Here is a 20497-nt window from a genome sequence, read left to right on the forward strand (position 1 = left end):
GAAGAGCCGCCTGAGCGGCTCTTCTCATTTCAATAGCCACCACGGAACCATCATGACCGTCACCGAGCAGTTGAGCACTCTCGATCACATTCTTGCTCACGGCGACATCAGCAGTCTTTTCCAACCCATCGTTTCACTCTCCGAACGCCGTATAGTCGGCCACGAAGCACTGACGCGAGGTCCGTCGGATAGCTCGTTGCATTCGCCCATCAACCTGCTCGCCGCTGCTCGCCACGGCGGTCGCCTCAACGAGCTGGAAATGCTCTGCCGCGAAAACGCCTGCCGCCGCTATAGCCAGCTACACCTGCAGGGACGGTTGTTTCTCAACGCTTCGCCAGAAACCCTGCTTGATGCAAGCCACAAGCCTGGCCGCACACTCAAGCTGCTGCAGCAATACGGTATTCCTGCGGAAAAGGTCGTCATCGAACTGACCGAACAAATGCCGACCGATGACTTCGAGCTGCTCGATACAGCCCTGCACCACTACCGCAACATGGGATTTTCCATCGCTCTGGATGACCTGGGTGCCGGTTACTCAAGCCTGCGCATGTGGTCGGAGCTGCGCCCGGATTACGTCAAAATCGATCGCTATTTCATCGATGGCATTCATCGGGACGCCGTCAAGCGCGGGTTCGTCGAGTCTATTCTGAAAATAGCCAGAGCCTCTCAAGCACAAGTGATCGCAGAAGGTATCGAGCTACCTGAAGAACTCAATGTCCTCGCAGACATGGGCGTAGACCTGGTGCAGGGGTACCTGTTGGGGCGCCCAGAGGAGAAACCCTGCGTCGATATCGCTGGCGTGCTGCCAAACACGAGCCTGCGTGACGGCTCCTTCAACGAACAAAGCAAGGATTTGTCCGCCCTGGTGCTGCAACAGTCGGCGGTCTCCGTGACGCAGCCCATTGCCGAAGTACTGGAACTGTTTCGCCAGCAGGCCAACCTGAATTCAGTTGCGGTCCTTAACGCGCTGAACACGCCTGTTGGCATCGTCCATCGCAGCCTGCTCTCCGATGCCCTGCTCAAACCCTTTGCCACCGAGCTGCTGGCGCGAAAGGCCATCAGCAGACTGATGAGCGATGACTTTCTCACTGTAGAAGTCGGCCAGTCGCTGCAGCAGGTCAGCCGACTGCTCACCAGCCGCGCACGCCAGCGTATCGAGGAAGACTTCGTGATTACCCTCAATGGCCAGTACCACGGAGTGGGACGGGTGATTGATGTACTGAAGCTGATTACCGAAATGAAAGTTCAGCAGGCTCGCCATGCCAATCCACTGACCCTGCTGCCAGGCAATGTGCCCATCCAGCAATGCCTGACACGCCTTCTGCGCGAAGGACGCGAAGCCGTCATCTGCTACGTGGATATCGACCATTTCAAACCCTTCAACGACATCTATGGCTACGCCAAGGGCGACGAAATCCTGCTCTGCCTCGCCCGTTGCCTGGGTGAACAGATCGATTCAGGCTGCGATTTCGTCGGTCATATCGGTGGGGATGACTTTATGCTGGTCATGCGACCTGAGGACTGGTCAGGAAAAGTCAGCCGTCTGTTCGCAGCCTTCGAGCAGCGCTGCCGGCCGTTCTATCATGATGAGCACCTTGCAGCAGGCTGCTTCATTGCCGAAGGGCGGCAAGGGAGCCTGGAGCGTTACCCACTGCTGTCACTTTCCATCGGTGCCGTTCATGTGAAACCCGATCCAGACGCCGAACTCGATGCGGCCCATCTGGCTCAACTCGCCTCGCAGGCCAAGCGCCAGGCAAAGCACACACCAGGCTTCAGTCTACATGTCCTCGATACGACGCCCCCTTCTTCCGGGATTCAGAGTCCCATCCCGGCGGCCATGGTCTTGTAGTGTTCAGCCTGCTGCCTGTCGGAGGCAAGCCCGTGACCACCCGCTGCGTATAGCTGCGACAAACGAGTCGCGGCTAATGGATGGCCCGCCTCGACCGCACGCTTCCACCAGTACGCCGCCTGGGCGCCATCGGGGCCATGTGTCGCATCTTCACTGAGACTGACGACACCCATCTGATAGGCTGCCTTGGCATCGCCAGCCTCGGCAGCCAGACGCAGCAAACGTATGCCTTCCTTTTTCGCACCATAGCCCTGGCCGCGAAAAAGAAGGATATGACCGTAAAAACTCTGTGCCTTGGTATCACCAACAGCGGCCATGCGGGAAAACTGTCCTTCCATCCAGCGCCACAGCTTGGGTTGCTGTACAGCCCAGCGTGAGCCCATCAGTTTGCGTGCAATCCAGTAGCCGGCGCGTGCGCGCATCTTGAGCAGTATCACGGTGCCTCCGGATAGTCGAATTCAAACACTCGGGCCACTTCCCCGGCATGCCAGGAGGCGGCAGCCGTGCCATCAACGGGGCCGAAAAAACGTCCCAGACGAACTGCACACTCGAAAAAACCTGTCCTTGGCAAGCGGCTGGCGCTCTGGCTGATCACCAGCACGCTGCGCAGCGGCCGATCCGCCTGCGCATCGAGCATCGCCAGATGTTCCAGCGCAGCCGTCAGGGTCTGCATGGCGGGAGACGGTAATTGAAGTCGTTCAAGCAGAGCTCGATAGGTCACCAGATGGCGCTGCAGCCGGGCATCATTCAACTCATTGAGCAGCGCGATCCAGTGCGGTCGGCTGATACGAATCGGTGCCGCCTCGTCCCTCACACTTCCGGATCCCATTGTGCAACCTCCAAAGCACGCGCCAGCGCACGACGTATGGGTTCGCCAGGTTCTCGCTCACCTTGTTCGATAAGGGCCAGGTAGGCGGGGCTGATACCGACAGAGCGCGCCAGCACTTCCTGGCTCATGCCTCTGGCCTCACGCAGGGACGAAAGCTCACTGAACCTGGGCGAAGCATCCTGGGCCGGCTTGCCGCCCGCCTCGACAGGAGGTCGGCCAAGCGCATTCAGCAGAGCCTGATAGTCGGCCCAGGGCAATACTGCATATTCCGGCTCGCCATCCCGCATGATGGTTTGAACATTCATCCGCTACATACCCGCTGTTGAATTCCGAAGATGCAGAATATTAACAGCCTGGAGGCGATTATTTAGCCAAGGGGACCGCAACACGGAATGAAACATAAGTATAAGTAGGCGTTTTTCAATGAAGTTGAGCGAAGAAAAGGATTAATCCCTGCCGTTTCTCCCCTATTCAGCGCTTAACTACTCCACTTTTGGCTCATCTGCAGCTGGCAAACGCATCAGCTCTTCGCGTACTTCAGCTGTCTGGCTATCTCGCCATGCACGGAAGGCTTCCAGCTCACCAGACCACTTGCGCATTACCCAACCCAGCACGGCAAGATCATCAATAAAGCCAAACCCCGGAATCCAGTCCGGAATGGCATCCAGTGGCGCCACAAAGTACAGCAGACCGGCCACCACTGCGATCAAGGCCGGCCTACTGACCGCGCGGTATTCACCTCGCCACCAGGCGACGCACAAGGCCTGGAGCAAGACGAGATCTTCCCGCAAGCCTTTGAGCAGGCCGCCTCGCGAAGAGGACTTGCGCGCGACGGCGAGAAGAACCGCCGGGAGCCTTCCTCGGGCCAAAACCCGTTGCGCTATCGGGATATATTTCATGAATCGCCAGGGTGCTTTCATTGCCTCACCTCCAAAGTCAGCCCCCAAGCCCGGCCTGTTTGGCTTGTAGCCGCTTATCCACAAAAGCTGTGGATAACACTGTGAACAGATTATGGATGACTGTCTCAAACGCCCGTCTGATGCGGGCTCCGAACAGATCGGCGAGTTTTTGTGCAGCCTTTAAAAGGCCTTATAAATCAATAGGTTAAGATATTTCAACTAAATTTACAGGACCGCCACGACGCGCGTGCCGACCAGGCTTTCGGAATGTGCATAACCGTTACATGTCAATGCCTTTTTAATCCTATTTCAGCGATTTAGCTCTGGACAAACAAAGGTCCTGTCCAGCAGAGACAGCCACTACTCACCTGCTGTTCACCTCCGCTACAAGTACCAGCTGAGCGGTCTTCAGAAAGCTTTACAGCGAGCCGTGTTGATAGATTCAGGGATATCAGAAGCAATGAAAAAAGCCGGTCAAGACCGGCTTCAGTACTGTGATCTACCTGATCAGTTCAGGCTGAGCTTGGCACGGTTTTTATCGAGGATTGATGTACCGATGCCTTTGACCTCCAACAGCTCATCAACAGAGCTGAAAGGGCCATGCGCTTCACGGTATTCGATAATAGCCTTGGCCTTGGCCGCACCAACCCCCTTGAGTTCACGGATCAGGGTTTCGGCGTCGGCTGTATTGAGATTCACTGGCGCAATCGCGGCCAGCGCAATACGGGTGGGTTCAACAGGCTTGGTATCGGCTGCGTGGCTGCCCGCGGAAAGACCGGTAAGCAGAGCCAGCAATGTTGCGCAGATAAACGACTTGGTCATTGTTCAGGTCCTTTTGAGTGTCGGAATAAACCGGCGCGGTACTCCATGCGCCGCGACAACCACTCTAAGGGGCAACCGTGACAAGTCAAACAGAGGCCTGCTGTTTTGTGAGCCAGATCGCTCGATGCTGCTATCACATTTTGTTGAACAGATTGAGTCCGCTTATCTTCACGTAGCTCTGCTGGGCCGCTTCGAGAATGATGGTCTGGAATGACAGCCGTGACAGCGCTTCGGCGTAATCCAGCTCTCGCAGGTCGGCCTGCACCGACTTGTTGACCAGCGCCACATCTTCGTTGTCGGTGAGGGTGGACTCGATCACATTCAAGCGTGCGCCGATATTGCCGCGTGCCGCATCGACGCTGATCATTCCGTGGTCGAGGTTGGTCAGGCTCACGGCAACGGCATCGCGTATGTCGGCATTGCTGGAGGACGGGTCTTCCAGGGTCATGCGCAGGCTGGCGATGGTGTCGAGAATGCCCTGCTTCTGCGCCGATGAGTCGAGAGTGATTGCTATCGACTCCCCGCCGGTCGGCACACCATCGAACTTGATCATCACGCCGCGGAATACCAGTTCGTCGGCAGTTTTCTCATCCCCATCGACCACTCCCGAACCGATCACCTGATTTGGATCGGCATAGGGATCGGAGAAATCGGCTGGTGGATTGGCCAGATCGTAGACGATGTAAGCGGTATCGGACGTGAAGTGGATACCAATGCCCGCCGGCGGAAATGGCTCATTTCCCGCAACAGCCACCTCATCCTGAACCAGAGGAGCGGAAACGCTCAATGTAGAACCGGGCGCTGCCGCCGAACTGTCGAGGGCGCTTTGATAGCGCCCCGCATTGGTGATGTTCTCGAATACCGCCTTGCCGTTGTCGCTGATGGCAATACTCAACGAGCTGGCGATCTGCAACTTGCGCTGCCCTTCATCCCCCTGATAGCTGTAGCTGCCATCTCCGTCGCGCACGAACGGCTGTGTCTTGCCCTGAAAGCCGGAGAACAGATATTCACCCCGAGCGTTGCGGGTGTTCATCAAAGACAGCAGCTCGTCCTCGCGCTCACGCAGCTCGGCGGCAATGGATTTTCGATCTTGCGCTTCGAGAGAACCGTTGCCGGCCCGCAAGGCCAGTTCGCGCACACGGTGCAGCACGGTATTCACCGAGTTGAGCGTCACTTCCTCCTGGGTCAGGCTGTTGTCCGCCGCCGTCAGATTGGATTTGTACTGGCTCAGCACGTTCTGCTGCTGTTCGAGTTGCAACAGACGTACCGAAGCCACCGGATCATCGGCTGGCGTCAGAATACGGTTGCCGGTACTGATCTGCTCCTGAGTACGGGTCGCGTTGGCGTAGTTGCGCTGCAGCCCGGTTACGCCGTTGTTGAATGCTTGCAAGGTTGAAATGCGCATGGTCGGGCCTATTAGCGGAAGGTGCTGATCAATGTATCGAACAATGACCGCGCAACTTGAATGATCTGTGCCGAGGCGTTGTAGTACTGCTCGAACTTGATCAGGTTGGCCGCCTCTTCGTCGAGGTTGACTGCCGATAGAGAGTCACGATTGTCCTTGGCCTGCTTGAGAATCGCGCCGGTAGCATCGCTGTCCATCCGTGCCTGGGCGGTCAGGGTGCCGACGCGCTCGACCAGCTCGCCGTAGCCATCGGTGAGACTGAAGCCAGAACCCGGCACATTGTTATCGACACCGACAGCCGGCGTTGTCTGGAGGTCTACCAGCTTCAGGGCGTTGCGGTTGTCCGATACGCCACTCTGGTTGTATTCCAAGGTGAACTCGTCCCCCGCGGCGGGACGACCACTGAAAGTCTGTGAGATTTCAACAGTGCTGCCACCCGAGGTCACCGTGTAGTTGAGCGTATTGCTCTGCCCTGGGGTAATGCTCAGGGTGGCCGGTGAGACAGTCACGCCAGCAGGCGCGCTCAGCGTGAAAGTCCCCGTGGTAGCCGGTGCGACTGGGGCGGCATAGGTCAGGGTCAAAGGCGACAGGTTACTTAGATCCGCCGGGACCAGTGGGCTCTGTAGATTGTCGATGGAGGGCTGGCCAATGACGCCGTTACCCCCGTTCTGCAACTCAGCCTGGGAATGCAGTGGAGCAGCAAAGGCCAGTTGGTCTGCCTGATCAAGCACGGTTGTGATATCCGTGGCGCCGCGTCGCGTCGGCTGCAGGGTGAACTTGTCATTGAGCGCAGGCGGTGGATTGCCCACAACAATCTCGAATCCCTGATCGCGACCATTCGGGTCGGTGAAGGACAGGACGCCACCGTTCTCCTGAACCGTCATCGGCTGGTTGTCGCTCAGCCGCCGGACTTTGTAGCCGCTCGGAAGGCTCCCGTCATATTCCATCAGGTAGTCGCTGGTGGTCAGCACACTGGTGTCGGTGATGTTCAGCGCTGGTTGTGCATTGCTGGTATTGCCAACGAAGGCATTGACGCGCAGTTTTGTCAGCGCTTCATCGTTGTAATCGCCAAACAGTGCCGACCCCACCTGCCCCTTCAGATCCAACCCTTGTCCAAGCTGGCTGTTGACCTGATCGCTGACCGCCAGTGCCAGTCGGCCCAGCGAGTTCATGGTCGAATCCAGCACTTCCTCACGATAACGGATCAGTCCACCCAGCTCGCCGCCGGTGATCTGTGAGGTGATGCCCTGCCGCGAGCCGCCACTGATGAACTGCACTTCATGGCGGTTGGGATCGCCCTGTCCGGGTACGACTTCCAACCGCGCTGCGCTGCTGCCCACCACCAGTGGCTGGCCGCTACCGATAAAGATATTGAAGCTGCTGTCGTCTTGGGGGACCACGGTGACGCCGATGTAAGTCGACAGCTCGCGTACCGCCTCGTCACGAGCGTCCAGCAGATCATTGGGCTGCTTGCCATTGGCGGCAGCGACAGCAATCGCTTCGTTCAGACTGCCGATACTGCCGGCCAGGCGGTTGACCTGGTCGGTTACGGCGGACATCTGCTTGTTGGTGAAGCTGTTCTGCTCCGAAAGCCTGTCATAAACGGTATTGAAGCGGCGCGCCAGACCTTCGGCTTCCGCCAGTACCAGCTGTCTGGCGGGGATATTGGCCGGATCTTCGGCAGCCGTCTGCAGTGCAGAGAAAAACTTCTGCAACGATGGCGTGATGCCCGTGGTCGTGCCGGCCAGTAACGAATCGATCTGGCTGATCTGGCTCTTGTAAGCCTCGACATCACTGTTCAACGAGGTACTGCTGCGCAGCTGGGTGGTGAGAAACTCACTGTAGGTCCGGCGAATTTCCACCAGAGTCGTCCCGGAGCCGATATAGCCCGCACCGCTGAACTGCGGCGAACGGGTTGCCTGGGAAGCATCCTGGCGGCTGTAGCCCGGGGTGTTGACGTTGGTGATGTTGTGGCCCGTGATGGACAGCTGGGTTTTGCTGGCGGAGAGGCCGGACAGGCCAATACTCAATAGGTCAGCCATGATTTAGCCTCTGGTCCGCATGGCAGGCGCCGTACCGGCGTCGGCAATGGTTTGATAAGTCTGCATCTTGCGAGCGATCTGGTTGATCTTGCGCGCATATTGCGGGTCGGTCGCATAACCGGCGCGCTGCAATTCGTTGACGAAACGCTCCGAGTCGCCAGAGGTGCTCGCCACCTGGATCGCCTTCTGATAGCGACCGTTGTTCTCCAGCAGCCTCACGTAGTCGTTGAAGCTCTGCTCGAAGGAATCATAGGCACGGAAACCCGCCTTCTCGCGAGTGGCCTTGCCGTTAACGTATTCGGTGGTCATCACGGTCGCCGAGTCACCTTTCCAGCCTGTGGCCTTGATGCCAAACAGGTTGTGACTGTTGCTGCCGTCCTTCTGGCGAATCATGGATTTGCCCCAACCGGTTTCCAGTGCAGCCTGAGCGACCAGGAAACGCGGCTCGACACCCAACCGTGCGGCGGCTTTTTCAGCCATGGGCAGCATGGTGGCGATGAATTCAGCCGGCGAGTCAAAACGGGTTTTGCTCGGTGTGGCCGGAGTACCGGCTTCAACTCCATTGATGGTCAGCGGGGCGTTCTGCGGCGCAGCAAAAGCCGTCGCCGGTTGCCAATCCGTATTCACCAGAGGCTGCGGTTTGCCCGGCTGCTGCTTTTCAGCACTGCTGTTGGCAACCTCGAGGGAAGCCGACACGGCAAGCTTGCCCGGCAGCGCCAGACGTCGCTGATTGAGCAGCCGGGAATCATCCCTGGCAGGTTCCGTCACGACAGCGTTCGGGTTGCTTGCCCACTTGGCGCCCGTCGTCTGCGCGACCTGACTGAACGGATTGGGCTTGTCGGCAGGCTCCTGCCGCTTGTTCAGCTGCCGCATCAGTACGTCAGCCAGACCGATGCCGCCGCCCTCCCTGGCCAGGGTGACCGAGAGCTGCTGATCATGCATGTCCTGGTACTGCTTGCTGGCCTGACTGTTGAGTGGATTGTCCTGGGACAATACCTCGGTTGCCGAACGCATCGACTTGAGCATCTCGTTGAGAAACAGCGACTCGAACTCCTGCGCCACCTTGCGCACGTTCTCCTCGCCGTCCCGATCCTTGCCTACCTTGAGCTGATTCAGGCGATTCAGGTCGGAATAGCTGCCACTGTCGAGCGTGCGCCGGCCGAGCCCCAGTCGATTTTCCATATCCTCGTCCTCAGATCACGATCAGGTCGGCCTGCAATGCACCCGCCTGCTTGAGCGCTTCAAGAATAGCCATCAGATCGCTGGGAGCAGCGCCTACCTGATTCACCGCCCGAACGATTTCATCCAGTGTCGTGCCAGGACCGAATTTGAACATCGGCTTGGCTTCCTGATCCGCCTGGACCCTGCTATTGGGCACCACGACAGTCTGGCCATCCGAGAACGCATTGGGCTGGCTAACCTGCGGATCTTCGGAAATGGTCACGGTCAGGCTGCCATGGGTCACAGCTGCCGGCTGCACTCGAACATTCTGGCCAATGACGATGGTGCCAGTACGCGAGTTGATGATGACCTTGGCCATCGCCTGACCGACATCGACCTCCAGATTCTCCAGAATCGACAGGTAATCGACCCGCTGGCTGGGGTCCAACGGTGCGCTGATGCTTACCGAACCGCCATCAAGTGCCTGTGCCACACCCGGCCCAAGCAGATCATTGATTTGATCGACGATGTTCTTCGCCGTAGTGAAATCCGGGCGATTGAGATTCAGCGTCAGCGTATTGCCCTGATTGAAGGCGCTCGGCACGGGTCGCTCGACCGTAGCGCCACCAGGGATACGCCCGGCGGAGGGCACATTGACGGTGATCCGCGAGCCGTCGGCGCCACCGGCATCGAAGCCGCCGACGACCAGATTGCCCTGGGCGATGGCATAGACGTTACCGTCGATCCCCTTCAGTGGCGCCATCAACAGGCTACCGCCGCGCAGGCTTTTGGCGTTACCGATGGACGACACCGTAATATCGATGGTCTGCCCCGGCTTGGCGAACGGCGGAAGATCGGCATGTATGGAAACTGCCGCGACGTTTTTCAACTGGACATTGCCGCCCGCCGGCACCTTGATGCCGAACTGCGCCAGCATGTTGTTGAAGGTCTGCACGGTGAACGGCGTTTGCGTGGTCTGGTCGCCACTGCCATTGAGGCCGACCACCAGGCCGTAGCCGATCAACTGGTTGCTGCGCACGCCCTGAATGGTGGCGATATCCTTGAGGCGTTCGGCGTGGGCCGATACGCCAACGGCCAACAGGCCAACCAGCAGGATGAGATGTCTGAACATGGTGTGGCTCCTCAGAACGGCCACAGCGGGCTGACGAAGAAGCGGCTCAGCCAACCCGGCTGACTCGCATCGGCGAACGCACCAGTGCCTGAATAGGTAATACGCGCATCGGCCACACGCATGGACGAAACGGTATTGTCGGTGCTGATATCGTCTGCGCGCACCAGACCTGCAATACGCACGAGCTCGTCACCTGTATTGAGCGTCAGCCATTTCTCGCCACGAATCGCCAGGATACCGTTGGGCAAGACCTCCGAAACAGTAACGGTGATCGAGCCGGACAGGCTGTTGCTCTGCCCCGCCTGGCCAGCGCCACTGGTCGAACTGGAGCTGCCGAACTGGGTATCAAGCGAAAGCGGGCCGCCGTTGCGCAGAAGACCAGCCGCCGGATTGTTCAGGCTCACCGCATTGCCGAACAGTGACGTCAAGCCGATATCCACGTCGCTGTCCTTGGAAATCTGCGAGGTAGCATTCTTGCTCGCCTGAGTCCGCTCGTTGAGCGAGATGGTAATGATGTCCCCGACCCTGAATGCCTTGCGGTCGTCGTACAGATTGGTCTCGAAACCGGCCTGGTAGATGGCGCCATTGTTCTGCGCCGCCGGCAGCGGCGTGCGCGGCAGCACCGGCGCGTAATAGGGGTCGTCCGGTTTGGGCGCGGGTGCGACGCAACCGCTCAGCGCAACAGCCGAAACCAGCGAGAAAACAATCAATACGCGGTTCATGGAACACCTCAGCCCAGTCAGGACCCTTGAAACGGCGGCAGACACAGTCACCTGCCTACAACGGTCAGCGCCCGTTAGAGCTGCTGGGTTACGAAAGACAGCATCTGGTCGGCGGTGGAAATCACCTTGGAATTCATCTCGTAGGCACGCTGGGTGGTGATCATGTTCACCAGTTCCTCGACGACACTCACGTTGGAGTTCTCCAGCGTGTTCTGCAACACCGTGCCTAGTCCGTTGAGCCCCGGCGTACTGACCTGTGGCGCACCACTGGCGGCGGTTTCCAGGAACAGGTTGCTGCCCATGGCCTGCAGACCCGCTGGATTGATGAAGTCGGCGGTCTGCAGGTTGCCGATAATCTGGGGCGCCGGGTTGCCGAGCGTGGTAACCGAAACGGTACCGTCTTCACCGACGGTGAAGGCCTGGGTTTCCGGCGGCACGACGATGGCGGGCTCCAGTGCGTAACCGCTGGAGGTCACGACCTGGCCGTCGGCATTCAGATGAAAGCTGCCGTCACGGGAGTATGAAACGGTGCCGTCAGGCAGCAGCACCTGGAAGAAACCACGACCGTTGATGGCCATATCCAGTGGCTGTTCGGTCGTCTGCAGACTGCCCGAAGTGAACTGCTTCTGCGTACCGACAATGCGCACACCGGTACCCAGCTGCAGACCGGACGGCAGTTCGCTGTCCTGGGTCGACTGCCCGCCTGGCTGGCGGCGGATCTGATAGAGCAGATCCTGGAACTCGGCACGGTCTTTCTTGAACCCGGTGGTGGATACGTTGGCCAGGTTGTTGGAAATGGTGGTCAGGTTCATGTCCTGTGCAGACAGACCTGTCTTGCTCACCCAAAGTGCTGGAAGCATATTCTTCTCCTCATGCGCCGGTATTCGGGCGCCAAGCGCTGTTTACTAGCTGATTTGCAATACTCGGGCCGCAGCGGCGCCATCTTCTTCGGCGGTGCGCATCATCTTCACGTGCAACTCGAACTGTCGGGCCAGCGACAGCATCGAGGTCATCTCAGCCACCGCATTGACGTTGCTCGCCTCAAGAAAGCCAGACGTCACGCGCACTGCTGCATCCGCCTCCTGGGGCTGCCCATCCTTCATGCGAATCATGCCGTCAGTGCCCTTTTCCAGCTGCTTCGGATCGGGGTTGACCAGCTTGAGCCGATCAACCGTCACCACCACGTTCGGGTCTTCGCCCAGAGCGCGGATACTGATGGAGCCATCGTGGCCGATATCGATCTTTTCTTCCGGAGGGATGGCAATCGGCCCAGCATTGCCGAGCACCGGCAAACCATCGCCGGTCCGCAGCATGCCCAGGGTGTCGATATTGAAGCTGCCGGTACGTACATAAGCCTCACTGCCATCAGGCGCCTGCACCGCAATCCAGCCGTCTCCCTCGACAGCCACATCAAGATCGCGCCCGGTTTCCTGCAGCGTCCCGGAAGTGAAGTCGGTACCGGGACGCTCGGTCATCGCGTAGACGCGCGCCGGAAAACTGTCACCGAATACCTGCATCGACCGCGCCTGCTCGAAGTCACGGCGAAATCCGGTCGTGGACAGGTTGGCCAGGTTGTTGGCGTGGGCTTGCTGGGCGCGCGCGTTCTGGCTAGCACCGGTCATGGCCACGTAGAGCATCTTGTCCATCGAAACCTCCGAGACGCGGGCTTGACACCCTCATTCAGTTGAAAAAGGAAATGCAAGCAACATGCCACGATCACCAAAAGAAATCAGGCAATTGATTTTTAAGGCTTTTTAAAACAAAGAAGGCCCCGAACGGGGCCTTCTGCAGAGAAGCTACGGCGGAATACTGCCGGCCTCCATACGAGCATTAACGCAGATTGATGATGGTCTGGGTAATGGCGCTTTCGGTTTCAATGGTCTTGGCGTTGGCCTGGTAGTTGCGCTGGGCCACGATCAGGTTGACCAACTGGTCCGACAACTCGACGTTGGAGTCTTCCAGCGCTCCAGCCTGCAGCGCACCCAGGGTACCGGAACCCGGCGTACCAACCACCGGCTCACCGGACTCGAAGGACTGCACCCACTGTGTCTTGCCGACAGGCGTCAGCCCTTGAACGTTGGCGAAATTGGCCAGAATGATCTGCCCCTGCACCTTGGACTGACCGTTGGTATAGCGGGCAAAGATCACGCCGGAGTCATCGATCTCCAGACCGGCCAACTCGCCAGTGGTGTAACCATCCTGGGAAACGGAGTTGACCGCGAAGGCACTGGCGAACTGCGACGACTTGGAGAAATCCAGCACGATCCCGTCCGGATTGGCCAGAGCGCCATTGGATGTCCATGTCGCGGGCGTGCCGCCATCGGAAATCGCCGGAACCCAGCCGTTCGGATTGGTCGCACTGGCACTGCTCAGGGTGACCTTGAGATCAGGCCCGACCGTGAAGGGGCCGGATTCCGGGTTCGCGATGCCGGTCAGGGCACCGGACGAATTGAACGTCAGGCCCATGATATAGGGCTGCGGCGGTTCCTCGCCGGGATTGGCCGGGTTACGACCGTCGACCAGTACCTTCATATCCCAGCTGTTGGCACCGGTCTTGACGAAATACTGCGTCATGACGTGGGCGTTGCCCTGGGAGTCGTAAATTTTCAACGAAGTGGAGCTGTTGTAGGTGGTCGGATCAGTCGGGTCAAAAGTGGCGTCGGCCGCCTCGCGCGCCGCCGTCACCGTGGCAGGCAAAGCCGCCTCCGCATTACCGGCCGCCGTGCCGACCGTCTGCGCGTAAGGCGCGGCATAGGCCTGAGCAGCTGCGATCTCAGCAGCTGTTGCCGCCGCCGGAACGATGCCTTCGTTCGTATAGTATTCGGTCATGCGCGTTGCCAGTTCCGCATCGTAAGCCGGCGTATAAGCCGCCTGGTAGGCATCGTCGACGACTCCGTCATAAGTCGTCTGCCAGGTAACCGGCGACTTCTGCGTCGAGTTCAGGTTGAACGCCGTAGTGATCTGAGTGGTCGACTTCGGTTCCTGATTGGTGGTCTGCACCTGCAGGTCGCCAACCACGCCGTTCTGCAGATTACCGTTGCCGTCCACCGGGAAGCCTTGGAGCTTATAGCCGAAGTTGTCGACCAAAAAACCTTCGCGGTCGGTTCCGAAGTAACCGGCACGGGTATAGCTCACCGCCCCGTTGTTGCTGACCTGGAAGAAACCGTTGCCGTTGATCGCAAGGTCCAGCGCGTTCTGCGTGTAGTTGATGTTGCCCTGGCTGAACTGCTGGGAAATGTTGGACATCAGCACGCCGCTGCCCTGCGGGTTCTTGCCACTACCCATCACAGAGGCGGCATAGACGTCAGAAAATTCCGCCCGTGACTGCTTGAAGCCGACCGTGCCGGCGTTGGCGATGTTGTTACCGGTGACGTTGAGATCTTTACTCGCGGCACGCAGACCGCTAAGACCGATATTGAACGACATGAATGCTCCTTCGCCGGAACTGCCGGCAGTTACGGACGATGGTTACTGGCCGATGACCTGTACATGGGAAAGCGGAACGCTGCCGAGCCCGGCCAGATTGAGCATCAGCTCGCTGCCGCCCAAGGTCACGCTGTCAACGTTGGCCGGCAGCATGGTGTAGAGCGCCCTGGTCTCGCCGTCGTAGGTGGCTTGCGCCTCGAACTTGTAGGTTCCAGGCGGCAAGGTATTGCCGCTGGCATCCTTACCGTCCCACATGAAGCTGATGTTTCCCGCCTCCTGCTGGCCCATGTTGATCCGATTCACCACCGCCCCGGTGTCGTCATAAACGTCGACGTAAACGTTGCTGCTGCTGACAGGCAGCACCAGGCTGGCCTTGAAGGTCTCGCTGGTATCCACCACCGCCTTGTCGGTCGGCACGATCACCTTGCGACCGACCAACGAAGAGGCCTGCAGCGCTTGTGAGGACTGATAGCCGGAAAGAATGGTTTCCATGCTGGAGTTCAGCTTCTCAACGCCCTCAACCGTACTAAACTGCGCCAACTGACCAATGAACTCACCATTCTCCTGCGGCTCCAGCGGGTTCTGGTTGTTCAACTGAGCCACCAGCAACTCGAGAAATTCGTTCTTGCCAAGGTCGTTACCCTTGACGTCGCGATCCTGGCTGAACTGGTATTGATCGAGTACCGAACCGGTACCGCCGACGCCGCCTGTAGTGCTCATGGCTATCTCTCGTAAGGGTTACTGGCCCAGGGTCAGGACTTTCTGCAGCATGGTCTTGGCCGTGTTCATCAACTCGGCATTGGTCTGAAACGAGCGGCTGGCTGAAATCATGTCGGCCATCTCTTCCACCACATTGACGTTCGGGTAATACACATACCCCTCTTCGTTCGCAGCCGGATGGTTTGGCTCGTAACGCGCCTGCAATTCGCTTTGATCCTCCACCACGCCCAGCACCTGAACACCGGCGCCAGCCTGATCCTGGTCAGCGAACAGCGATTCGTTCGGCGTGCCATTGGCCTGCTGCAGGACGGTGGCGAATACCGGATGGCGCGCACGGTAGGTCTGATCAACGCTGGAAGACACGGTCTCGGCGTTGGCGATGTTGCTGGAAATGGTATTCAGCCGCGTGCTCTGGGCACTCATACCGCTACCGGCGATATTGAAAACACTACTAAGTGACATGGCGCTGCTCCTTGTTATTCGCCGCGCAGGGCGCTCATCAGGCCTTTGAATTTACTGTTGAGCAGAGTAAAGCTCGCCTGGAAATCGATGGCGTTTTCGGCATAGGTCGCCTGCTCGACTTGCATATCGACGGTATTCTGATCCAGTGATGCGTGATGGGGTGTGCGGAAACGCAACGAGGGATCGGCAATTTCCATCCCCTCGGCGGCGATGTGCCTGCTGCTGGTCACCGCGACGCCAAAGCCACCCTGAGCCTTGCTGCTCTGCTCGGCCAGAACGGCGCTGAAGTCCAGGTCCCGCGCCTTGTAGTTGGGCGTGTCTGCGTTGGCGATATTGTTGGCCAGCACCTCGGCCCGCTGCGCGCGAAAGCCTAGCGCCTTCTCGTGGATACCAAGTGCCTTGTCGAAACTGATGCTCATGATCTGGCCCTCTGCCGGATACAAGTCTGCCTGAGCAAACACCAGCAAAGGCCGTGCCATTAAATCAAATCATTGATATACAAAGGCTTTTCAGGAGGGAGGAAATATAGCGCGTCAAAAGCGGCAAAGCTTTTCCAGTGTTTTTGCCGCCTTCAGCACGGAAGGCGACAGTTTTTTGCCGCTATTGCTAGGACAAGACCAGAGACTCACTTGGCCTTGTAGATGATGCCAGGGCTGCATTGAACCATCTGATACAACTCGGGCAGACCGTTCAGGGCCTCGGAGGCCCCAAGGAACAGATAGCCACCCGGCTTCAAGGTGGCGTGGATACGCTTGAGAATGTCCTTCTTCACCTCTGCAGAAAAGTAGATCAGTACATTCCGGCAGAACACCACGTCGAACTTACCCAGTACGGCATAGCTGTCCAGAAGGTTCTGCACCCGAAACTCTACACGGCTGCGTATGGCAGGTTTGACAACCCAGCGCCCCGGTACCTTGACATCGAAATAGCGCTGCAAGCGCTCGCTCGACAAGCCGCGGGCAATGGCAAGGCTGTCGTATTCCGCAGCCTTGCATGCCGCGAGCATGGTGCCTGACAACTCGGTCGCAACGATCTGAACCGACGGTTTAGGCTGGCTTGGGTTGCTTCGCTCGTATTCATCGAGTGTCATCGACAGGGAATAGGGTTCCTGCCCCGACGAACAGGCTGCCGACCATATGCGCAGCCGCTGCCCGTGAGCAGCCTTGAGCAATTCAGGCAGCACACGACTTCTGAGCACCTCGAAGGGATAGGCGTCCCGGAACCATAGCGTCTCGTTGGTCGTCATCGCATCAACGACCTGCTCACGCAACCCTCTATGTGGTTGCGCCTGAATTTGCCGAACCAGTTCCCCAAGGCTCTTCAGCCCGTGCTGCTCCATCAGCTTATTGAGCCGGCTAGACACGAGATACTGCTTGTTGTTGCCCAGAAGAATGCCGCAACTCTTTTCCAGGAACACTCGAAACTGATCGAACTCCAGATCAACTGACACTAATAACGCCTCACCATTCAAAAGAGCACTGCTCTCGACATCAACCCGCAGCCCGAATTCGCTCAATCACTCGACTAGCCAGGTCGTCTGGCTGGAACTTGGCGAGAAAATCATCTGCTCCAACGCGCTTGACCATGCTCTGGTTGAACACGCCGGAGAGCGAAGTATGCAGCAGAATATGCATATCACCCATAGCAGGATCCTGACGGACCTCAGTAGTCAGGGTGTATCCGTCCATTTCGGGCATCTCGATGTCTGAAATCATCATCATGAACTCATCGGACGGTTTTTTTCCCTCCGCGATAAGCCCCTTAAGATAGTTCAGCGCCTGGCGACCGTCGTTCTTCGCGATCACTTCGATACCCAGCCCCTGCAGGCATCGAATGATCTGTTTTCGCGCCACAGAAGAGTCATCAACGATCAACACACGACTGGATGATGCGCGACTATGCGTCTCGTCATCCGTGATGCCGACCGAAACCTGCTCGGAGACCGGCGCCACTTCGGCCAATACCTTTTCAACATCGATGATTTCGACCATCTGCCCATCTACATGCGTTACAGCCGTCAAGTAATGATCAGACCCTACGCCTTGGGGTGGCGGAAGAATATTCTCCCAGTTCATGTTGACGATCCGCTCGACCGAGTGAACCAGAAAGCCAAGAACCCTGGTGTTGTACTCAACAATGATGGCGAAGCTGTTGGTCAGGTCGTCAAGTGCCGGTTTGCCGGTCGCCAGCGAGAGGTCAAGGATAGATAACGTACTGCCGCGTATATTCGCAACACCCCGCACGACCGGGCTCGACTTGGGCATGTGGGTCAGCCGGGGGCACTGCAGCACTTCCCTGACCTTGAATACATTGATTCCGTAAAGCTGTTTGCCTTCCAGCCTGAACAACAGCAATTCCAGACGGTTTTGCCCTACCAGCTGAGTACGCTGATTAACCGAATCCATTACACCGGCCATGCCAGTTTCCTCTTGCTTGCGCGATGGGCATATAGACGCTTCGACTGAGCTCGACGGCACGTACCTTGCTTTGAGTGAGCCATGAGCGAACAGATGACTTTTTCCCGGCGTCCTTGCAAGGTTCTTTTCAGGGCAATCCTGTTGCCGCTTCTGTGCGGGGCGGGTCAGTTTGCCGAATCGGCAACGGTAACGCGACCCGAACAGCTTATCGGCGCCACCCGTGAATATCTTGAGCGTGAGGTAGCCGAGTACTTGCAGCGTAGCCAAATTCAGGCGCGTCACCAGGTCGAGATCAACCGACTGGACCCTCGCCTGCGCCTGGCATTGTGTGATCAGCCTTTGGCGACAAAACTCGAAAGCCCCACCCAGCCGGTCGGCCGGGCCACTGTCCGGGTGAGCTGTGAAGGTTCCTCCCCGTGGTCCGTATTCGTGCCTGCACAAATTCATCTGTTTCGCGAAGTCGTGGTGGCCAAACGACCATTGCAGCGCAACAGCACCCTGGAAGCTGCCGATATAGTACTGGCTGAACGGGACGTCGGGCTGCTGAACCAAGGCTACCTAACCTCGCTCGACCAGGCCCTTGGCAACAAGCTCACCCGCAGTGCACAGCCGGACCAGGTATTACCACCCAGCCACGTATCACCAGCCGAGGTGGTGCGAAAAGGCGATCAGGTAGTAATCAGCGCGAAAAATTCAACGATAAATGTGAGAATGCCGGGAGAAGCGCTGTCAGATGGAGCACTGGGCAGCCAGATTCGGGTCAAGAACCAACGTTCAGGGCGAGTGATCCGGGCTCGGGTTACAGGCCCAGGACAGGTAGAAGTCTTGATGTAAGAGCAGCCTGCGACGAACTGAAATAAAGCTAAAGTTTCGAAGGGCCGTGCCGAAAAACTGGCAAGCGTACTGATTTCTTAGAGGTTTCGATCATGGTTATCGATTTCAATCGGCCAAATGGTGCAGGTAACCTGCAAAACGGCGGGCGCAGCAATGGCGTCCAGAATGCCGACAGGCCTGCCACTCAGCAGAGCCCTGCAACGGACACCGCCAAAGGCTCGGGCACCAGCACCGTGGCGTCGGGCGAAAACGTTCAGCTCAGCCCCGAAGCACAGCGCCTTCAGCAAGCTGCAGAAAAGCTCAATGAACAACCCTCTGTTGACCAGGAGCGCGTTTCCCGCATTCGCCAGGCCATCGCCGACGGCAGCTACCAGATCGACAGCCAGCGTGTCGCATCGAAACTGCTGTCCTTCGAAAGCCAGCGCTGAATTCCAGACGCCAAGGGTAGCCAGGGCGCCGAAGCATGGAGATCAACATGCAAGATACTGAAGTGCTTCAATTACTCACTGAAGATATCGGCACCGCACAAAAACTTCTTGAGCTCATGGACGCCGAGTATCTGGCGCTCGCCGAACGCGATCTGTCTGGCCTGGAAACACTGCTGACGCAAAAGCAAGCCCTGCTTGCTCTCTTGGGGCAACACGGCGCATTGCGCAGCCAGACACTTGCAAAGGCGCAGCTGAGCATCGACCAAAACGGCCTCGCAGCCTTTGCAGCCGCATCGACAGTAGGTCCGAGCATTCTGGCCGAAGCAGAGCAGCTCGATAAGGCGCTTGAAGCCTGCCGAATCGCTAACGAGCGCAACGGCCAGCAGATTCGAGCCAACCAGAGCGCTGTCGGCAACATGCTGAACGTGCTGCAAGGCAGCAATCATGCCCCCGATCTCTATGATCGACGCGGCAGTGCTGCCAAAAGTTCATACAATCGTCCACTCAGCCAAGCCTGAAAGCCCCGCAACCCAATAAAGGCACAATGCTACTATACGGCTGAAACCGTTAAGTGCCGGAGAGCAATACACAGTGTCCAACCCTTTTGCGAAGGAAGAAGGCCCACAACCGCCTCAGCTTCTCAAGACGCCCGTTGAAGTCTATTCCAGCCTGCGTCCACTTCTCGATAGTCGCTCCCCCCTGCTGCTCCGCTTTACCGAGCGCAGCCAGCGCTACCAGACCTATCTGGTTGACATAAACCGGGAAAAAGGCTGGATCGCTCTTGACGAACTGGTTCCCACTGACGGTGAGCGGCTACTCAAGGCCGGTGAAACTTTTCAGATAGAAGGCTTCCACGACGGTGTACGCATCGTCTGGAACAATGATCACCCCGCACACGCCGGCGAGCTGAACGACGCACCCTGCTACTGGATCCCTCTCCCGCTGGAGATTCTTTATCACCAACGTCGTAACGCTTATCGCGCGCAGTTGATGGGGCAACTCATCAGCGTTGTGCTCAATGGGCGAACAATCAAGACCCCCTTGGAAGGCAAACTTTTGGACATGTCTGCAACCGGTTGCAGACTGAGCTTCAAGGGTGATATCCAGAGCCGCTTGCAGACTGGCCAGGTTTACGAACAGTTTTCCGCCAAACTGCCTTTTGGCACCATCACGACAGAGGTAGAGCTACGCCACCTCGCCTTTGATGAAAGGATCGACACGACCTTTTGCGGTATGCGCTTTCATCGCATCAGCGGCCTGACACAGCGCCAGATAGAGCGATTTGTCTATCAACTACAGCGCGAAGCGCGACGCGATCAAGTGGTAGATCGCTTCGACTAACACGCGCA

At 58.0% G+C, this 20497-nt stretch carries 23 protein-coding genes; 5 read left to right on the plus strand and 18 right to left on the minus strand.

What is annotated here, in order from left to right; genetic code table 11:
* The first annotated feature begins 52 nt into the window (after nucleotides 1-52).
* Nucleotides 53-1849 (plus strand): bifunctional diguanylate cyclase/phosphodiesterase, encoded by a 1797-nt coding sequence (locus NAV32_RS02830; protein WP_256051286.1) that lies wholly within the window; start codon nucleotides 53-55, stop codon nucleotides 1847-1849.
* Here NAV32_RS02830 and NAV32_RS02835 read toward each other — a convergent pair.
* From NAV32_RS02835 to NAV32_RS02920, 18 genes are all read right to left on the minus strand, one after another.
* Nucleotides 1816-2283, minus strand: coding sequence for a hypothetical protein (locus NAV32_RS02835; RefSeq protein WP_036992211.1), 468 nt, complete (start codon nucleotides 2281-2283; stop codon nucleotides 1816-1818). The genes NAV32_RS02830 and NAV32_RS02835 overlap by 34 nt on opposite strands.
* Nucleotides 2283-2678 (minus strand): hypothetical protein, encoded by a 396-nt coding sequence (locus NAV32_RS02840; RefSeq protein ID WP_256051287.1) that lies wholly within the window; start codon nucleotides 2676-2678, stop codon nucleotides 2283-2285. The genes NAV32_RS02835 and NAV32_RS02840 overlap by 1 nt, the downstream gene beginning before the upstream one ends.
* Nucleotides 2660-2983, minus strand: a complete 324-nt coding sequence (locus NAV32_RS02845) for a helix-turn-helix domain-containing protein (protein WP_256051288.1) — start codon at nucleotides 2981-2983, stop codon at nucleotides 2660-2662. Before NAV32_RS02845 ends, NAV32_RS02840 begins: the two co-directional genes overlap by 19 nt.
* A 177-nt stretch (nucleotides 2984-3160) precedes the next feature.
* The gene (locus NAV32_RS02850) at nucleotides 3161-3598 is read right to left on the minus strand and encodes a YkvA family protein (protein ID WP_003279666.1); all 438 of its coding nucleotides are present in this window, start codon (nucleotides 3596-3598) and stop codon (nucleotides 3161-3163) included.
* Nucleotides 3599-4084: 486 nt separating this feature from the next.
* On the minus strand, nucleotides 4085-4399 hold the full coding sequence (locus tag NAV32_RS02855) for a ComEA family DNA-binding protein (protein ID WP_256051289.1): 315 nt from the start codon (nucleotides 4397-4399) through the stop codon (nucleotides 4085-4087).
* A gap of 133 nt (nucleotides 4400-4532) precedes the next feature.
* Complete coding sequence (gene flgL, locus NAV32_RS02860; RefSeq protein WP_256051290.1) at nucleotides 4533-5804, minus strand: flagellar hook-associated protein FlgL; 1272 nt, start codon at nucleotides 5802-5804, stop codon at nucleotides 4533-4535.
* An 11-nt stretch (nucleotides 5805-5815) separates the two neighbouring features.
* Nucleotides 5816-7846: a flagellar hook-associated protein FlgK gene (gene flgK, locus NAV32_RS02865; protein WP_256051291.1), complete on the minus strand. Its 2031-nt coding sequence runs from the start codon at nucleotides 7844-7846 to the stop codon at nucleotides 5816-5818.
* Nucleotides 7847-7849: 3 nt separating this feature from the next.
* Entirely contained in the window at nucleotides 7850-9028 is a 1179-nt protein-coding gene (gene flgJ, locus NAV32_RS02870) for a flagellar assembly peptidoglycan hydrolase FlgJ (RefSeq protein WP_256051292.1), read from the minus strand.
* 10 nt (nucleotides 9029-9038) lie between these two features.
* The gene (locus NAV32_RS02875) at nucleotides 9039-10139 is read right to left on the minus strand and encodes a flagellar basal body P-ring protein FlgI (RefSeq protein WP_256051293.1); all 1101 of its coding nucleotides are present in this window, start codon (nucleotides 10137-10139) and stop codon (nucleotides 9039-9041) included.
* A gap of 11 nt (nucleotides 10140-10150) precedes the next feature.
* Nucleotides 10151-10861 (minus strand): flagellar basal body L-ring protein FlgH, encoded by a 711-nt coding sequence (gene flgH, locus NAV32_RS02880; protein ID WP_256051294.1) that lies wholly within the window; start codon nucleotides 10859-10861, stop codon nucleotides 10151-10153.
* 74 nt (nucleotides 10862-10935) lie between these two features.
* Entirely contained in the window at nucleotides 10936-11721 is a 786-nt protein-coding gene (gene flgG / locus NAV32_RS02885; protein ID WP_256051295.1) for a flagellar basal-body rod protein FlgG, read from the minus strand.
* 45 nt (nucleotides 11722-11766) lie between these two features.
* On the minus strand, nucleotides 11767-12507 hold the full coding sequence (gene flgF, locus NAV32_RS02890; RefSeq protein ID WP_003279654.1) for a flagellar basal-body rod protein FlgF: 741 nt from the start codon (nucleotides 12505-12507) through the stop codon (nucleotides 11767-11769).
* Between the two features lie 184 nt (nucleotides 12508-12691).
* Nucleotides 12692-14287: a flagellar hook protein FlgE gene (locus NAV32_RS02895; RefSeq protein ID WP_256051296.1), complete on the minus strand. Its 1596-nt coding sequence runs from the start codon at nucleotides 14285-14287 to the stop codon at nucleotides 12692-12694.
* 42 nt (nucleotides 14288-14329) lie between these two features.
* Nucleotides 14330-15007, minus strand: a complete 678-nt coding sequence (flgD, locus tag NAV32_RS02900; protein WP_256051297.1) for a flagellar hook assembly protein FlgD — start codon at nucleotides 15005-15007, stop codon at nucleotides 14330-14332.
* Nucleotides 15008-15025: 18 nt separating this feature from the next.
* Nucleotides 15026-15469: a flagellar basal body rod protein FlgC gene (flgC, locus tag NAV32_RS02905; RefSeq protein WP_256051298.1), complete on the minus strand. Its 444-nt coding sequence runs from the start codon at nucleotides 15467-15469 to the stop codon at nucleotides 15026-15028.
* A 14-nt stretch (nucleotides 15470-15483) separates the two neighbouring features.
* Nucleotides 15484-15888, minus strand: coding sequence for a flagellar basal body rod protein FlgB (flgB, locus tag NAV32_RS02910; RefSeq protein WP_256051489.1), 405 nt, complete (start codon nucleotides 15886-15888; stop codon nucleotides 15484-15486).
* Between the two features lie 206 nt (nucleotides 15889-16094).
* Complete coding sequence (gene cheR, locus NAV32_RS02915; protein ID WP_423836413.1) at nucleotides 16095-16919, minus strand: protein-glutamate O-methyltransferase CheR; 825 nt, start codon at nucleotides 16917-16919, stop codon at nucleotides 16095-16097.
* A gap of 40 nt (nucleotides 16920-16959) precedes the next feature.
* A complete protein-coding gene (locus NAV32_RS02920) occupies nucleotides 16960-17886 on the minus strand; it encodes a chemotaxis protein CheV (protein WP_256051299.1) in 927 nt (308 codons plus the stop codon).
* Between the two features lie 81 nt (nucleotides 17887-17967).
* Here NAV32_RS02920 and flgA point away from each other — a divergent pair, with 81 nt between their 5' ends.
* From flgA to NAV32_RS02940, 4 genes are all read left to right on the plus strand, one after another.
* Complete coding sequence (gene flgA, locus NAV32_RS02925) at nucleotides 17968-18720, plus strand: flagellar basal body P-ring formation chaperone FlgA (protein ID WP_256051300.1); 753 nt, start codon at nucleotides 17968-17970, stop codon at nucleotides 18718-18720.
* A gap of 92 nt (nucleotides 18721-18812) precedes the next feature.
* Nucleotides 18813-19148, plus strand: coding sequence for a flagellar biosynthesis anti-sigma factor FlgM (gene flgM / locus NAV32_RS02930; RefSeq protein ID WP_256051301.1), 336 nt, complete (start codon nucleotides 18813-18815; stop codon nucleotides 19146-19148).
* Nucleotides 19149-19195: 47 nt separating this feature from the next.
* On the plus strand, nucleotides 19196-19666 hold the full coding sequence (locus NAV32_RS02935; protein WP_256051302.1) for a flagella synthesis protein FlgN: 471 nt from the start codon (nucleotides 19196-19198) through the stop codon (nucleotides 19664-19666).
* Nucleotides 19667-19739: 73 nt separating this feature from the next.
* Nucleotides 19740-20489, plus strand: a complete 750-nt coding sequence (locus NAV32_RS02940; protein ID WP_256051303.1) for a flagellar brake protein — start codon at nucleotides 19740-19742, stop codon at nucleotides 20487-20489.
* Nucleotides 20490-20497 lie beyond the last annotated feature (8 nt).

It is taken from the genome of Stutzerimonas stutzeri (genome assembly GCF_024448695.1).
Classification (GTDB): Bacteria; Pseudomonadota; Gammaproteobacteria; order Pseudomonadales; family Pseudomonadaceae; genus Stutzerimonas; species Stutzerimonas stutzeri_T.